General features: G+C 68.3%; 10 protein-coding genes. 8 read left to right on the top strand and 2 right to left on the bottom strand.

Translation table 11 applies throughout. The annotated features are described in order from the left end of the window. Positions 1-82 precede the first annotated feature (82 nt). From gyrB to G7045_RS14475, 7 genes are all read left to right on the top strand, one after another. Positions 83-2,659: a DNA topoisomerase (ATP-hydrolyzing) subunit B gene (gene gyrB / locus G7045_RS14505; RefSeq protein WP_166160284.1), complete on the top strand. Its 2,577-nt coding sequence runs from the start codon at positions 83-85 to the stop codon at positions 2,657-2,659. 54 nt (positions 2,660-2,713) lie between these two features. After that, a complete protein-coding gene (locus tag G7045_RS14500; RefSeq protein ID WP_166160283.1) occupies positions 2,714-3,730 on the top strand; it encodes a virulence RhuM family protein in 1,017 nt (338 codons plus the stop codon). A 36-nt stretch (positions 3,731-3,766) separates the two neighbouring features. After that, positions 3,767-5,266, top strand: coding sequence for a DUF3375 domain-containing protein (locus G7045_RS14495; protein ID WP_166160282.1), 1,500 nt, complete (start codon positions 3,767-3,769; stop codon positions 5,264-5,266). A 96-nt stretch (positions 5,267-5,362) separates the two neighbouring features. After that, entirely contained in the window at positions 5,363-6,085 is a 723-nt protein-coding gene (locus G7045_RS14490) for a DUF4194 domain-containing protein (protein ID WP_166160281.1), read from the top strand. Beyond that, positions 6,082-9,387, top strand: a complete 3,306-nt coding sequence (locus G7045_RS14485) for an ATP-binding protein (RefSeq protein WP_166160280.1) — start codon at positions 6,082-6,084, stop codon at positions 9,385-9,387. Before G7045_RS14490 ends, G7045_RS14485 begins: the two co-directional genes overlap by 4 nt. A 340-nt stretch (positions 9,388-9,727) precedes the next feature. After that, on the top strand, positions 9,728-10,906 hold the full coding sequence (locus G7045_RS14480; RefSeq protein WP_166160279.1) for a Wadjet anti-phage system protein JetD domain-containing protein: 1,179 nt from the start codon (positions 9,728-9,730) through the stop codon (positions 10,904-10,906). A 61-nt stretch (positions 10,907-10,967) separates the two neighbouring features. After that, positions 10,968-11,378 (top strand): YkgJ family cysteine cluster protein, encoded by a 411-nt coding sequence (locus G7045_RS14475; RefSeq protein ID WP_166160278.1) that lies wholly within the window; start codon positions 10,968-10,970, stop codon positions 11,376-11,378. A gap of 23 nt (positions 11,379-11,401) precedes the next feature. On the opposite strand, the gene G7045_RS14470 is transcribed toward G7045_RS14475, so the two are convergent. Together G7045_RS14470 and G7045_RS14465 are read right to left on the bottom strand one after the other, a co-directional pair. Next, positions 11,402-12,133 (bottom strand): 16S rRNA (uracil(1498)-N(3))-methyltransferase, encoded by a 732-nt coding sequence (locus G7045_RS14470; RefSeq protein ID WP_166160277.1) that lies wholly within the window; start codon positions 12,131-12,133, stop codon positions 11,402-11,404. Between the two features lie 81 nt (positions 12,134-12,214). Next, positions 12,215-13,318, bottom strand: a complete 1,104-nt coding sequence (locus tag G7045_RS14465) for an aminoglycoside phosphotransferase family protein (RefSeq protein WP_166160276.1) — start codon at positions 13,316-13,318, stop codon at positions 12,215-12,217. A 63-nt stretch (positions 13,319-13,381) separates the two neighbouring features. On the opposite strand from G7045_RS14465, the gene G7045_RS14460 reads away from it, so the two are divergent. Beyond that, positions 13,382-15,802 (top strand): LPS-assembly protein LptD, encoded by a 2,421-nt coding sequence (locus G7045_RS14460; RefSeq protein ID WP_166160275.1) that lies wholly within the window; start codon positions 13,382-13,384, stop codon positions 15,800-15,802. Positions 15,803-15,818 lie beyond the last annotated feature (16 nt).

The raw sequence follows: 15,818 nt of genomic DNA, 5'->3' as shown, positions 1-15,818 counted from the left end.
CTTGATACATAAGCGCTAGCAGCGTATTTGATTCAAATTTGCAGCCCCAGAAACGGCGCTGCAGGCTCCCCAAGGCGCTTACATGACCGACGCGAACCAGCCCGTACCCACCCCCGACGATGCCAACGGCTACGGCGAAGGCGCCATCCAGATCCTGGAGGGCCTGGAGGCCGTGCGCAAGCGCCCCGGCATGTACATCGGCGATACGTCCGACGGCACCGGCCTGCACCACCTGGTGTTCGAGGTGGTGGACAACTCCATCGACGAAGCCCTGGCCGGGCATTGCGACGACATCGTCGTCACCATCCACACCGACAACTCCATCAGCGTCACCGACAACGGCCGGGGCATCCCCACGGGCGTGAAGATGGACGACAAGCACGAGCCCAAGCGCAGCGCCGCCGAAATCGCGCTGACCGAGCTGCACGCCGGCGGCAAGTTCAACCAGAACAGCTACAAGGTCTCGGGCGGCCTACACGGCGTGGGCGTGTCGTGCGTCAACGCCCTCTCCAAATGGCTGCGCCTGACGGTGCGCCGCGACGGCAAGGTGCACCAGATCGAGTTTGCGCGCGGCTTTGTGCAAAACCGCCTGATTGAAACGGTGGACGGCTTTGAAGTCTCGCCCATGAAGGTCACGGGCGCCACCGACAAGCGCGGCACCGAGGTGCACTTCCTGCCCGACACCGACATCTTCAAAGAGAACCACGACTTCCACTACGAAATCCTGGCCAAGCGCCTGCGCGAGCTGTCCTTTTTGAACAACGGCGTGCGCATCCGCCTGCTCGACGAGCGCACGGGCAAGGAAGACGATTTTTCTGGCGCCGGCGGCGTGCTCGGCTTCGTCAAGTTCGTCAACGCCAACAAAAAAGTGTTGCACCCCACGGCGTTTTACGCCACCGGCACCCGCCCGGCCGAGAGCTACGGCGGCATCCCCGGCACCGAAATCGGCGTGGAAGTGGCCATGCAGTGGAACGACGGCTACAACGAGCAAGTCCTCTGTTTTACCAACAACATCCCGCAGCGTGACGGCGGCACCCACCTCACCGGCCTGCGCGCCGCCATGACGCGGGTGATTGGCAAATACATCGAGCAGAACGAGCTGGCGAAAAAGGCCAAGGTCGAAGTGTCGGGCGACGACATGCGCGAGGGCCTGTGCTGCGTGCTGAGCGTGAAAGTGCCCGAGCCCAAGTTCAGCAGCCAGACCAAGGACAAGCTGGTCTCCAGCGAGGTGCGCGCGCCGGTGGAAGACATCGTCGCCAAGGCGCTGGCCGAGTTCCTGGAAGAAAAACCGCAGGACGCCAAAATCCTCTGCGGCAAGATCGTCGAGGCCGCCCGTGCGCGCGAGGCCGCACGCAAAGCCCGCGAGATGACGCGCCGCAAGGGTGTACTCGACGGCATGGGCCTGCCCGGCAAACTGGCCGACTGCCAAGAAAAAGACCCGGCGCTGTGCGAGATCTACATCGTCGAGGGTGATTCCGCCGGCGGCAGCGCCAAGCAGGGGCGCGACCGCAAGTTTCAGGCCATCCTGCCGCTGCGCGGCAAGATTTTGAACGTGGAAAAAGCGCGCTACGAAAAGCTGCTCTCCAGCCAGGAAATCATCACCCTCATCACCGCGCTGGGCACCGGCATCGGCAAGGCCAGCGCCGACGACTTCAGCGACAAGCCCAAGAGCAACAGCGACGATTTTGACGCCGCCAAGCTGCGCTACCACCGCATCATCATCATGACCGACGCCGACGTGGACGGCGCGCACATCCGCACCCTGCTGCTCACCTTCTTCTACCGCCAGATGACGGAGCTGGTCGAGCGCGGCCACATCTACATCGCCCAGCCGCCGCTGTACAAGGTGAAAAACGGCAAAGAGGAGCTGTACCTGAAGGACGGCCCGGCGCTGGACCAGTACCTGCTGCGCATCGCCCTCAAGGACGCGCGCATCCACACCGGCGGCGCCCAGCCGCAAGAGCTCAGCGGCGACACCCTGGCCGAGCTGGCACGCAAGCACCAGGCGGCCGAGCACATCATCGAGCGCCTGTCGGCCTACATGGACCAGGAAGCCCTGCGCGCCATCGCCGACGGCGTCGCCGTGCGCCTGGGCAGTGTGGAAGAAGCCCAGGAAAGCGCCCGCGCCATGCAGGCCAAGCTGGCCGAACTCAGCAGCACCGGCGTGCCCCCCGAAGTGGCGGGCGAGTTTGACGCGCGCAGCGACAAGCCCATTTTGCGCATCAGCCGCCGCCACCACGGCAACGTCAAGAGCAGCATCCTGACGCAAGACTTTGTGGCCGGCGACGACTACGCCGCCCTGGCCGAAGCCGCCGCCACCTTCCACGGCCTGCTGGGCGAGGGCGCACGCGCCCAGCGCGGCGAGGGCGAAAAGGCCAAGGAAGAAAAAGTGGCCGACTTCCGCAGCGCCATGGCCTGGCTCATCAGCGAGGCCGAGCGCACCACCGCCCGCCAACGCTACAAGGGCCTGGGCGAAATGAACCCCGAGCAGCTCTGGGAAACCACCATGGACCCGGCGGTGCGCCGCCTGCTGCGCGTGCAGATCGACGACGCCATCGAGGCCGACCGGGTGTTCACCATGCTGATGGGCGATGAGGTGGAGCCGCGCCGGGACTTTATTGAGACGAATGCGCTGCGGGCGGGGAATATTGACGTGTAAATTGGCTTTGTCACCTGAACGTGTTGGCCCATCTCTGATGGAAAGGCAATCAACATGAGCGAACAGCCTGACGGCGAAATCGTCCTGTACCTACGGGGTGATGCTCCCGCTATCGACGTGCGCCTCGATGGCGACACCGTTTGGCTAAGTCAACAACAACTGGCCGATCTGTTTCAAACATCGCGTACGAATGTTGTAGAACACATTGCCAACATCTACGCCGAAGCCGAATTAAGCCCGGAGGCAACCTGTCGGGAATTCCGACAGGTTCGCACCGAGGGCAGTCGCCAAGTCAGCCGCACGCTGCCCTTTTACAACCTGGATCTGATCATTTCGCTGGGTTATCGGGTTCGCTCGCAAATCGCTACCCGCTTTCGCATCTGGGCCACCGAACGCCTACGTGAATACCTGGTCAAGGGCTTCACCATGGACGATGCCCGCCTGAAAAACCTGGGCGCAGGCAGCTACTGGAAAGAGCTGCTCGATCGCATCCGCGACATTCGTTCCAGCGAAAAGGTGCTCTACCGCCAGGTTCTTGACCTCTACGCGACCAGCATCGATTACGACCCGAAAGCGCAAGCCAGCATCGTGTTCTTCAAAACTGTGCAGAACAAATTGCACTATGCCGCCCACGGCCAAACGGCGGCAGAAGTCATTAGACAGCGTGCCGATGCCGGGAAACCCTTCATGGGCCTGCTCTCATTCAGCGGGCCACAGCCCACCAAAGCCGAGGTGAGCAACGCCAAAAATTACCTGGATGCCAATGAACTCAAGCGCCTGAATACGCTGGTCTCGGCCTATTTCGACGCTGCCGAATTCCGTGCCATGAACCACGAACCCACCTGCATGAAGGATTGGCTCGCACACCTGGAACAAATGATCGCCGCCATGGGAGGCAAATCCTTGCAAGGTGCTGGCACGGTGGGCCACCAGCAAGCGGTGGCGCACGCAGAAACCGAATACGACAAGTTTCGTGCCCGGCTGGCCGACCAACCCTCTGAGGTAGAAACGGTTTATCTAGAGACCATCAAAACAGCACAAAAGAAAATCAGCAGCAAGAAAAAAACCTGACGCCACTTTTTGCCCCCTCGGTTGGTCTCCCCGCCCATGCCCACCCTCCCCCAGCAGCGCACGCAAAAATACATCGCCGCGCGCCAGCAGCACCCGGCCTGGCTGCTGTTGGCCTCGCGCCGGGCACCGCTGATGTTGAGCGGGCTCGAAGCCCTGTTTGAGCACCAGCCCGGCGGCGTGGCCTTTGATACCGCCGTGCAGGCGCTGGCCGATCTGCTGGGCGCGCACGCCAACCAGCCCGAGTACGAGATCGAGCCCGCCGACCTGCTGGCCCAGGCGCGGCGCGAGCTGCGCGAGTGGATCAGGCGCGGCCTGGTCACCGAGCGCGAGGGCCGCGTGCACGAGACGGATGCGCTCAAGACCGCGATGCGCTTCGTGGCGCAGCTCGACCAGCGCATGATGACCTCCACCGCCTCGCGTCTGGCGGTGGTGCAGCGCGAGATCGACAACCTGGCCGCCGCGCTCGACCCCAACCCGCACAGCCGCGCCGAGCACCTGCAGCGGCGCATCAAGGACCTGCAGCAGCAGCTCGAAGACGTGCAGGCCGGGCGCCTGCCGCTGCTCACCGAGGCGCAGGCGGTGGAGGGCATCCGCGAGGTCTATGCCCTGGCCACCAGCCTGCGCGCCGACTTTCGCCGCGTGGAGGATTCGTGGCGCGAGGCCGACCGCGCGCTGCGCCAGGCGATTTTGAGCGCCCAGCACCACCGGGGCGCGGTCATGGAGCGGCTCCTGGGCGGCCACGCCGCGCTGCTCAATACCCAGGAAGGCCGCGTGTTCGAGAGCTTTCAGCAGCAGCTCGACCACCAGGGCGAGCTGGCCGAGATGCGCGTGCGCATCCGCGCCATCGTCGCGCACCCGGCCAGCGGCCAGGCGCTCGACGACCTGCAGCGCAGCGAACTGCGCCTGCTGGTGCAGCAGCTCATTGCCGAGGCCAAGGTGGTGCAGGCCGTGCGCGCACGCAGCGAGCGCGAAGTCAGCCAGTTCATGAAAACCGGCCAGGCGGTGGAAAACCAGCGCGTCGGCCAGCTGCTGGGCGACATCCTGCAGCAGGCGCTGGAAGTCGATTGGCAGCGCCAGGCCGTGCGCCGCCAGGCCGCGCCGCTGCCGCCCCTGGGCGTGGCGCTGGCCAACCTGCCGCTGATCGAGCGCCTGCGCACCAAGTCGCAAGGCGGCGGCGGTGAATCCGAATTACTGCTGGCCACGCAATACGCCGACCTGGCGCAGATGGACGCCGAGTTCTGGCAAGCCTTCGAGGGCCTGGACCGCGAAGCCCTGCTGCGCCAGACCCTGCAGGCGCTACAGCACAGCGACCAGCCCCTGACCCTGGCCGCGCTGGCTGAAGTGCTGCCGCCCGGCGAACACGACCTGGAAACCCTGGCCCTGTGGCTGGCGCTGGCGCAGGAAAGCGGCGCCACCTTCGAGGCCGGGGCGACGGAGCAGATCACCACCCGCTTTCAGGGCCAGGATTGGCGCTTTACGGTGCCGCGTGTGCTGCTGTCGGCGCAGGCGGTGGGGGCGGTCGATGCGGATTGGTGACATGCAACCGCCATTTCAAACTACAAAAACCATAGCTGCTCGCGCTTGACCAGTAAGGGCCAGCAGCCAAAAACATCCAAAAACACACCCAACACCATGCCCCCCAACCTCTTCGACCAATGGGCCAGCGCCGCCCCCGCCACGGCCCCAGTGACGGCCCCTGATGGCCCCACGGGCGAAGAGGCCCCCGCCGCCAGCCCCGCGCCAGAACACGGCCCCGCCACCCCCGCCATCGTGCGCCGCGCCCTGCAGGAGCTGCTGAAAAACGGCCTGCTGGAGCTGTCTGCCAAGCCCCACCTGTTCCGCCAGATTGCCACCGACACCGCACGCGCCAATGCGCTGCTGGAGCCGCTGGATTTGCGGGTGTTGGTGGACGACCACCGGGGCCTGGCCTATGTGGCCGTGGCCGCCAGCTACCAGAGCGAGAACACCGGCGAGGACGAGGACGACTGGACGCACCCGCTGGTGCGCCGCCAGCGGCTGACGCTGGAGCAGTCGCTGCTGCTGGCGATTTTGCGGCGCGAGTTTTTGCAGCGCGAGCAAGAAGGCGGCCTGGGCGTGCCGGTGCAACTGGCCATCGACAGCCTGCTGCCGCAGCTGGGCATCTACCTGGGCCACACCGGCAGCGACATGCAGGAGCGCAAGCGCCTTTTGACCCTGCTGGAGCACCTGCGCGGGCACGGCGTGGTGTCGGACGTGGACGCGCAAGAGCGCATCACCATCCGCCCCATGATCGTGCACCTGGCCAACCCCGAGAACCTGCAGGCGCTGCTGCAGCGCCTGCGCGAACTCGCCAGCAACCCCGAGGGCGGCGCATGAGCGGCTACCGCCTGCACGAGCTGCACCTGTACAACTGGGGCGCGTTCGCGGGCCGCCACCAGGCCAGCGTGGACGCGGCCAACACCGCCATCATCGGCCCCACGGGCAGCGGCAAGACCACGCTGGTCGATGCGCTGATGACGCTGCTGTGCGCCAACCCGCGCTACAACCTGGCATCGACCGGCGGGCACGAGAGCGACCGCGATCTGGTGTCCTACGTGCGCGGCGCCACCGGCCCCGGCGCGGGCCCGGGCAGCGACAGCGGCGAGCACCTGGCGCGCACGGGCCGCTGCGTGACGGGCATTGCCGCACGGCTGGTGCGCGATGGTGAATCGGCGGCGGCGGCAGCGGCGGACGAAGTCTGGCTGGGCGCCATCCTGTGGTTGGACGGCAGCAGCTCCAGCGTGGCCGACCTGGGCCGGCGCTGGTGCTTTGCGCGCGGCCCCGGCCATGGGCTGGATCTGTGGCTCGAAGAACACCACGCCGGCGGCGCGCGCGCCCTGGGAAAGTTGGCCAGCGACGGCCTGCAGTTTTTCACCAGCAAATCGGCCTACCTGGCGCGCGTGCAGCGCTTTTTTGAAGTCGGCCCCAACGCCTTCACCCTGCTCAACCGCGCGGCGGGCTTGAAACAGCTCAACAGCATCGACGACATCTTCCGCGAGCTGGTGCTCGACGACCACAGCGCGTTTGACGACGCGCTGCAGGTGGCGACCAGCTTCGACGAACTCGCCGCCATCCACGCCGAGCTGGAGCTGGCCAACCGCCAGTACCTGGCCCTGCTGCCGCTGCGCGAACTGGCCGCGCAGGAAGAGGCCGCGCACCAGCGCCTGCAGGAGTTGCGCGGGCTGCACGCCGCGCTGCCGCAGTGGTTTGCCGCCCAAGGCCAGCGCCTGTGGGCCGAGCGCCTGGCGGAGCTGGACGCCGCATTGCAAGCCGGCCAGCGCCAGATCGACAGCGCCCGCAGCGCGCAGCACACGGCAGACCAGGCCGCGCAAACCCTGCTGGAGACCTATCTGCGCTGCGGCGGGGGCGACGTAAAGCTGCTTGAAGACAGCATCCGCACCCACCAGGCCACGCTGGCCCAGCGCCAGCAGAGCAGCGCCCAGTACCGCCGCCTGGCGCAGCAACTGGGCCTGGCCTGCCCCGAAACCCTGAGCGCCGACACCCTGGCCACGCACCAGCAGCAGGCCGCCCCGGCGCTGCAGGCGCTGGAAGGCGAACAGCGCGACCTGCAAGCCGCCGCCGAGCAGGCCGTGGCCGCCGAGCGCAACGCCCACGCCGAACTGCAAGCCTTGAACCAGGAGCAGCAGGCCGTGCGCCAGCGCCCTGGCTCCAACCTGCCGCCCGACTTCACCCAGTTCCGCGCCGACCTGGCCGCGCAGCTGCAGCTCGATGCGCCCGACCTGCCTTTTGTCGCCGAGCTGGTCGAGGTGCAAAAAAACCAGCAAGCCTGGCGCGGCGCCATCGAGCGCGCCTTGGGCAGCCAGCGCCTGCGCATCCTCGTGCCGCAGGCGGCCATGGACGCGGCACTCGCCTGGGTCAACCAGCGGCACAACCGCCTGCATGTGCGGCTGCTGGAGGTGGGCGCGCAGGCTGCGTCCGCTCGTTTCATGGAAGACGGTTTCGCGCGCAAGCTCAACCTCAAGCCCCACGCTTACGAGGCCACGCTGCGCCAATTGCTCGCCGAGCAAGACCGCCACTGCGTGGACAGCCCCGAGGCCCTGCGCGCCACCGCCCACGCCATGACGCGCGAGGGGCTGATGTCTGGCCGCGCCCAGCATTTCGACAAGCAGGACCAGCGCCGCATCGACCAGGACTGGATGACCGGCTTTGACAACCGCGACCGCCTGGCGCACCTGGCGCAGCAGCTCACGGCTGCCGAGCAGCAGTGGAATGCGCTACAAAAACAGAAGCTGCTCGCGCAGTCTGCACAAGCGCTGGCGGCACAAAAGCAGCAAATCTGGCAGCAACTGCAGGCGCTGCACTGGGACGCCATCGACAGCGCCAGCGTCCACACGCAACTGCAGCAGTTGCAGCAGCGGCTGGCCGATTTGCTCAACCCGCAATCCGACGCCGCCCAGGCCAAGGCCCGCTGGGAGGCCGCCCACGCCCAGGCCCAGGCGGCCGCTGCGGCCCTCTTGCAGCACCAAACCGCACAGGCCGCCACGCAAACCCGGCGCGACAACGCCCAGGCACGCCAGGCCGAATACGCCCAGCGCCTGTCGGCGGGCGGCACTGACGCCAGCGCGCACCACGCCGCCATCGCCGCCCTGCTGGCCGAGCCGCCCAGCTGCGAGCGCCTGGACGCCCAGGAGCGCCAGGCCCAGGCCCAGGCCAGCGCGCAGGTGGACAAGCAAGCCGCCCAGCTCAACACCCTGCGCCAGGAGCTGATCCGCCAGATGGGCCGCGCACACAAGGAAGACCGGGGCGCGCTGGCCGACCAGCCGCAGGAGGTGGAGGCCCTCGCCCCCTACCTGGAGCGCCTGCGCGTGCTGGAGGAGGAAGCCCTGCCGGAAAAGCGCCAGCGCTTTCAGGACTACCTCAACAGCGCCTCCGACCAGGGCGTGAGCACGCTGCTCTCGGGCATCGAGGCGCAGGTGACCGAGATCACCGAGCGCATTGCCGATCTGAACGAAACCCTGGCGCGTGTGGACTTTCAAAGCGGGCGCTACCTGCAACTGGCGCCGCAGCCCGTCATCCACCCCAGCCTGCAGGCCCTGCACAAGGCCATGGCGCACCTGCGCAGCGAGCGCCTGCAGGGCGACGGCGGCCAGTCGCATTACCAGGCGCTGCAGGCCATGGTGGAGCTGCTGCGCGAGCACGCCAGCAACCGCCGCACCAAGGCCGCGCAGGCGCTGCTGGACGCGCGCTACCGCCTGCAGTTCGCCGTGCACGTGCTCGACCGCGACAGCGGCGCCGTGCTGGAGCGGCGCACCGGCTCGCAAGGCGGCAGCGGCGGCGAGAAGGAAATCATCGCCAGCTACGTGCTGACTGCGTCGCTCAGCTACGCGCTGTGCCCGCAGGGGCGCAGCCAGCCGCTGTTTGCCACCATCGTGCTCGACGAGGCCTTCTCCAAAAGCTCCCAGGCCGTGGCCGCGCGCATCATCCAGGCGCTGCGCGAATTCAGCCTGCACGCACTGTTCGTCACGCCCAACAAGGAAATGCGGCTCTTGCGCCAACACACCCGCAGCGCCGTGCTGGTGCACCGGCGCGGGCGGCAGGCGGTGCTGGCGTCGCTGACGTGGGAGGAGTTGGCGCAGCAGGCGCAGGCGCTGCAAGATGGCAATAAAATTCTGCCTTAACGCTGATACAGCAAGCGCGAGTAGCTATCAATTTTGATTATTCCCAACCCTACATCAAGGGGTGGATTTTCTCCTTCCCCCGCTGGGGGAAGGCCGGGATGGGGGCCGGCTGGCACATGATTGGCGCTTGATGTGCACCGACGCCGCTGGCCCCCAATCAGCGTGCCAGCTGTAACTCCCCTCCCCCCTCGCGGGGGAGGGGTGGGGGGAGAGGGGGATGCTGGCTTGACGCACCATGCCTGTTCACCCCCCTCTCCCCAGCCCTCTCCCGCAAGGGGAGAGGGAGTGAGACCGCCGGGGGAGCAAGACAAGCGCCGACAATCCCCCTTTTTGAAACCCCATGAAATCCCCCGCCCACCTCGCACAGCAGCTCGCGCGCCAATGGCAGCGGGCCGACTGGCGCGAGCGGTATTTGCTCAACGCCCGCGATGGCGCTGCCTGGCCGCTGCGCCTGGCCATCGGCACGCCGGACGCGGGCCAGTTCAATGACGACAGCGCCGCGCTGCGCCAGCATTTGCAGCAGTGGCGCACCGTGGCCGAACAAGACCCCGGCAGCGTGCTCTACAGCGAGCGCCGCTACCGCAGCGCCAGCACGCCCCTGGCCGTGCCTACGCACTGGCTGCTCGCGCGCCCCTCGGACTGCGCGGCGGCCATGGCCCGGCACGGCGGCAGCGTGGGCGCGCAGGCTGCCGCCAGCCAGCAGGCGCTGGCCGAACTGCTGGCGCAGGTGGATGCGGGCTTTCACCGCCTGCTGTTGCGCCGCCTGGCGCTATGGCAGGGCACGCCGCTGGGCCAGGTCGCCAGCGCCGCCCGCATCGCCCTGCAGCTCACGCCCGGCTGCGCCCAGGGCCGGCCACTGCGCGCATTGCCCATGGCGGGCAACGACAGCAAATTCTTCGAGCGCCACGCCGCCCTGCTCACCGCGCTGCTGGACGAGCGTTTTGAGGGCGAAGCCAGTCGCCAGGGGCTGACCGCTTTTTTGGCCGCGCAGCCCGAGGGCGAGCACTGGCTGCTCGTCGCCCCGCTGGCGCCCGGCCTGCTGCCCTTTGCGCGCCAGCGCGTGCCAGCGAGCGAGTTGATGGCCACGCCCCTGCCCGCCAGCCACCTCCTGCTGCTGGAAAACGAACGCTGCCTGCACCTGCTGCCCCAGCCGTTGGCGGGCAGCATCGCCATCCTGGGCGCGGGGCTGAACCTGGGCTGGCTGGCCGCGCCCTGGCTGCAAGAGCGCCGCGTGGCCTACTGGGGCGACATCGACACCTGGGGCCTGCAGATGCTGGCCCAGGCACGCCAGCACCTGCCGCAGCTCACGGCCCTGTTGATGGACAGGGCCACCTTCGACGCCCACCAGGGCCAGGCCGTGGCCGAGCCGGTGCGCGCCCATCCTGCCCTGGGGCTGCAGGCGCAAGAGATGGCGCTCGATGCCCACCTGCGCAGCCTGGCGGCGGGCCGGTTGGAGCAGGAATTCATCGCCCCCGCTGCCGTGGCGCGGGCACTGCACGGTTGGCACGGCGGCAGCTGAGCGGCCCATCTGGTTTTTGCCCCCGGGGCACAATGCGCGCCCGCCCACCGCCGCCCACCCCATGCGCACCCACATCGCCATCGTTGACGTTGACCGCCCCGACACCTGGACGCGCTACCGCGCCGGGCTGTGCGACAGTTGCGCGGCCAACTGTTGCACCATGCCGCTGGAGGTGCGGCTGCCCGACCTGGTGCGCCTGGGCTGGGTCGATGCCTTCGAGGCCGAGCACGAGGACATCCGCCGCATTGCCAAGCGGCTGGAAAAAGCGCGGCTGATCGCGCACTTCAGCCACAAGCACGCCCTCTTCACCCTGGCGCGGCGCGCCAGCGGCGACTGCCAGCTGCTCGACGCCGCCACGCGCCGCTGCACCGTGTACGCGCAGCGCCCCGACACCTGCCGCCTGCACCCGCAAACCAAGAGCCCGCGCCCGGGCTGGTGCGCCTACGGACCGCAGGCGCTGGCCAAGCGCTGATCAAGCGCTCACTCCGCGCTGCATCAGTCGAGCAACAAGCCCGCCAGCGCCGCCAGCGGCGCGGTTTCTGCGCGCAACACGCGCGGGCCCAGGGTGACGGCGGCAAAGCCAGCGGCCAGGGCCTGGGCTTCTTCGGCCGGCGCCAGGCCGCCTTCGGGGCCGGAGAGGAACCACAGCGCGCCGCTGCCCGGCGCCGCCGCCTGGCGCAGCGGCTTGCTATCGGCCTGCAGCGACAGCAGCAGGCGCTGGCCCGGCTGCGCCGGCTCAACCGCAGGCAGCGCCGCCAGGGCCTGGGCCAGCGTGGCGGCGGGGTGGATGGTGGGCACGCGGTTGCGCCCGCATTGCTCGCAGGCGGCAATGGCGATGGCCTGCCAGTGGGCCTGTTTTTTGTCGGCACGCTCGCCCTTGAGCTTGAGCACGCTGCGCTCGGCGGCGATGGGGGTGAGGCTGGCGGCGCCCAGCTCGGTGGCTTTTTCGATCAGCCACTCCATGCGCTCGCCCGCCGTAATGCCGGCGAGCAGGTGAATGGGGCGCGCCGCCTCGCGCGCCACGCGCTCGGGCGCGCCGAGCTGCACGCGCACGCTGCTGCGGCCCATGTGCAGCACCTGGGCCGGCCATTCGTCGCCCTGGCCGTCAAACAAGGTGATGGCCGCGCCCGGTTGCAGGCGCAGCACCTGCACGTGGCGCGCGGCGCCCTCGGGCAGCTCCAGTTCAGCGCCGCTGGCCAGCGGCAGGGGGCAGTAAAAACGCGGCATTGCTATTGTATTGATAGCTGCTTGCGCTTTCCTGGCAAGCGCTACAGGCTGTTTTTGCTTAAAGATACCGCTCGCTTTTCGTCACATCCGGCCAAAGGCATAGCCCATGGGGGCGCTGTTGCCTTCGATCTGATCGACCAGGCGCAAGAGCGGCGCCAGCTCGCGGTAGCGCGCGCAGGTGGCGCGGATGTAGGCGATGAAGCGCGGCGCATCCGCCAGGTATTTGGGCTTGCCGTCGCGCAGCGTCAGGCGGGCAAAAATGCCGGCCACTTTCAGGTGGCGCTGCAGCCCCATCCATTCGACGGCGCGGTAGAACTCGCCAAAGTCAGCGCCCCAGCCACTGCTGCTGGTCGCACCCAGCAGGCCGGCCTTGCGCGCTTTTTCCCAGTAGCGCACGGCGATGTCGATGATGAAATCTTCTTCCCAGCTGATGAAGGCGTCACGCAGCAAGCTGGCAATGTCGTAGGTGATGGGGCCGCGCACCGCGTCCTGAAAATCGAGCAGGCCCAGGGGCACATCCGGCGTGCCGAGCATGAGGTTACGCAGCATGAAGTCGCGGTGCACGAAGACGCTGGGCACGGCCAGGTTGTGCGCCACGATCTGGCTGTAGACCTGCGCCAGGCTCGCTTGCTGCGCCTCGTCCAGGCGCACCTGGCGGTGCTGCGCCACGTACCAGTCGGGAAACAGCTGCAGCTCGCGCCGCAGCAGGGCCTCGTCGTAAGCCGGCAGGCTGTCGGCGCAGGCGCGCTGCTGCAGCTGCAGCAGCAGGTCGCTGGCCTGGCGGTACAGCGGCGCGGCCTCTTGCGGGCGCTCGGGCTGCAGCGCGCTGATGGCCGTGTGCGCGCCCAGGTCGGACAGCAGCATGAAGCCCTGCGCCTCGTCCCAGGCCAGGATGGCGGGCACCGGCAGGCCGGCGGCCTGCAGCAGCGCCTGCACCTGCACGAAGGGGCGGCAGTTTTCTTGCGCCGGCGGCGCGTCCATGACGATCAGCGTGCGCCCCTCCTGGGTATCGAGGCGCAGGTAGCGGCGAAAGCTGGCGTCGGCGCTGGCCAGGCGCAGGGTTTCGGGGCGCAGGCCATGCGCGGGGACCAGGGTGGCGAGCCACTGGGCGCAGGCGGCGGCGCGTTCGGGGGTGGGCCAGGTCAGGGCGCTGGCGGTGGGGGCTTGGGGGCTCAAGGTACTCATGGATAATCCGGGATTCTACAAATCGCCCCTGCTGCTGGCTGCTTGCACCGGCAGCCGCCCTCTGTGTTGCCGACCCCGCCCCGCCTGTTTGCCACCGTGCCCGCCTGTCTGCCACCCCCATCCTGCCCCCGGTTCACGCCCCGCGCCCTGCTGCTGGCGCTGGCTGCGGCCTGGGCGCTGCCCGCCGGGGCGCAGCTGGCCGAGGGTGCACCGGCGCTGCGCCCGAGCCCGCTGCTGCAAGAAAAAATCGCCCCCACCGTGCGCCCACAGCTGCCAGTGTTCGTGCGCGGCGAGCGCATCGAGGGCCAGGTGGACGTGCAAACCAGCGTGGAGGGTGACGCCGAACTGCGCCGGGGCGATACCGTCATCCGCGCCGACCGGCTCGAATACTGGTCGGCCGACGACCTGGCCAAGGCGCGCGGCCATGTGCGCCTCAACCGCGCCGGCAACATCTACGAAGGCACGCAGCTCGATCTGCGCGTCGAGGCTTTCACCGGCGAGTTCGACGCTGCCAGCTACCAGTTCCTGGCCACCCAGGGCCACGGCCAATCGACGCGCGCCGATTTTCTCGACCCCGACCGCACCCTGGTGCACAACGGCACCTACACCACCTGCCAAAAGGGCGACGAGGCCAACTGGACGCCCGACTGGCAGATCCGCGCCGAGCGCATCCACCTCGATACCGAGGCCGACATCGGCGTGGCCGAATACGCGCGCGTGCAGTTCATGGGCCTGAGCCTGCCGCCCATCCCGCGCCTGAGCTTTCCGCTGTCGGACCGGCGCAAATCCGGTCTGCTGCCACCCACCATCGTGCCCGTGGACAGCCGCAACGGCCCAACCCTGGCGCTGCCTTACTACTGGGACATCGCCCCCAACCGCGACGCCACCATCACGCCGATGTGGATGGCGCGCCGGGGGCTGAACCTGGGCGGCGAGTTCCGTTACCTCGAACCGAGCTACAGCGGCAAACTCAGCGCCAGCGTGCTGCCGAGCGACAAACTCGCTGGCAGCAACCGCTGGAGCTACGCCGCACAGCACAACGCCCTCCTGGACAGCCCCATTGGCGGCCTCGGCCTGGGCGTGAACCTCAACCGCGTGAGTGACGACGACTACTGGCGCGACTTCCCGCGCCGGGGCGTGTTCGGCGCCGTCGATACCCAGCTGACGCAGCGCCTGCTGCCCAACGACGTCACCCTCGGCTGGGCGCGCGGCGACGTCTCGGTGCTGGCGCGCTCGCTGCGCTGGCAGACGCTGCAGGACGTGGCCGCACCCATCGTCCCGCCCTACGACCGTTTGCCACAGCTGACCTGGCGCTGGCAGCCCTGGAGCCTGGGCAGCAGCGTGGACACCAGCGTCGAGCTCGACACCACCCGCTTTCAGGCCGACCGCCTGCTCACCCACCAGCCCAACGCCCAGCGCAGCTACGCCCAGGCGCAGGTCAGCCGGCCCTTTCTGGCCCCCTGGGGCTACGTCACGCCGCGTGCGCAGCTGCACGCCGCGCAGTACGAATTCGACCAGGACCTGGCCCTGGGCGGGCAGCGCAACGTCAGCCGCGTGCTGCCCACTTTCAGCCTCGACAGCGGCCTGTTTTTTGAGCGCGACGCCAGCTACCTCGGGCGCAGCTTCATCCAGACGCTGGAGCCGCGCGCCTTCTACACCTATACGCCGTACCGCGACCAGTCGATGCTGCCGCTGTACGACACGGCGGCCAACGACTTCAACTTTGCCACCGTCTTCACCGAAAACTCCTTCACCGGCCACGACCGCCTGGCGGACAACAACCTGCTGACGCTGGGCCTGACCTCGCGCCTGCTCGATGAGGCCGACGGCGCCGAAGTGCTGCGCCTGGGCATCGCCCAGCGCGTGCGCTTTTCCGACCAGCGCGTGACCCTGCCGGGCCAGCTGCCGCGCGACGAGCGCCTGTCGGACCTGCTGCTGGGCGCGGGCATCAACTGGACGCGCAGCTGGAGCCTGGACAGCACCGTGCAGTACAGCCCCAAAGAGGGGCAGTCCATCCGCTCGACCGTGGGCGCGCGCTACAGCCCGAGCAACTACCGCACCATCAGCGCCGCCTACCGCCTGCAGCGCGACGTCAGCGAGCAGGTGGACGTGGGCTGGCAATGGCCGCTCAACGACCTCTGGGGCGACCGGGGCCGAGACCTGGGCGCGGGCCGGGGCCAGGGCGGTGGGCGCTGGTACAGCGTCGGTCGCCTGAACTACAGCACGCGCGATAAAAAACTGGTGGACGGCATCGTCGGTTTGGAATACGACAGCTGCTGCTGGATCGGCCGCGTCGTGGTCGAACGCCTGCAAAGCGGCTTTACCCAGACCAACACGCGGCTGCTGCTGCAGCTCGAATTCGTCGGCTTCACGCGCGTGAGTCTGGGCTCCAACCCCCTGTCCACGCTGCAGCAGAACATTCCCCGCTACCAGTACCTGCGCCAGCAGGTCAGCAGCCCGAGCCGTTTTGGCCAATACGACTAAGGTCCATCACAGGATG

The organism is Acidovorax sp. HDW3, assembly GCF_011303755.1.
Taxonomy (GTDB): Bacteria; Pseudomonadota; Gammaproteobacteria; order Burkholderiales; family Burkholderiaceae_C; genus Paenacidovorax.
This window is presented reverse-complemented; position numbering and strand designations above follow the sequence as displayed.

What these genes read in the sequence shown, in the direction of transcription:
- G7045_RS14465 (WP_166160276.1), bottom strand. Translation starts at nt 13,318, where the DNA reads ATGAGTACCTTGAGCCCCCAAGCCCCCACCGCCAGCGCCCTGACCTGG.
- G7045_RS14475 (WP_166160278.1), top strand. Translation starts at nt 10,968, where the DNA reads ATGCGCACCCACATCGCCATCGTTGACGTTGACCGCCCCGACACCTGG.
- G7045_RS14500 (WP_166160283.1), top strand. Translation starts at nt 2,714, where the DNA reads ATGAGCGAACAGCCTGACGGCGAAATCGTCCTGTACCTACGGGGTGAT.
- G7045_RS14485 (WP_166160280.1), top strand. Translation starts at nt 6,082, where the DNA reads ATGAGCGGCTACCGCCTGCACGAGCTGCACCTGTACAACTGGGGCGCG.
- gyrB (WP_166160284.1), top strand. Translation starts at nt 83, where the DNA reads ATGACCGACGCGAACCAGCCCGTACCCACCCCCGACGATGCCAACGGC.
- G7045_RS14470 (WP_166160277.1), bottom strand. Translation starts at nt 12,133, where the DNA reads ATGCCGCGTTTTTACTGCCCCCTGCCGCTGGCCAGCGGCGCTGAACTG.
- G7045_RS14480 (WP_166160279.1), top strand. Translation starts at nt 9,728, where the DNA reads ATGAAATCCCCCGCCCACCTCGCACAGCAGCTCGCGCGCCAATGGCAG.
- G7045_RS14495 (WP_166160282.1), top strand. Translation starts at nt 3,767, where the DNA reads ATGCCCACCCTCCCCCAGCAGCGCACGCAAAAATACATCGCCGCGCGC.
- G7045_RS14490 (WP_166160281.1), top strand. Translation starts at nt 5,363, where the DNA reads ATGCCCCCCAACCTCTTCGACCAATGGGCCAGCGCCGCCCCCGCCACG.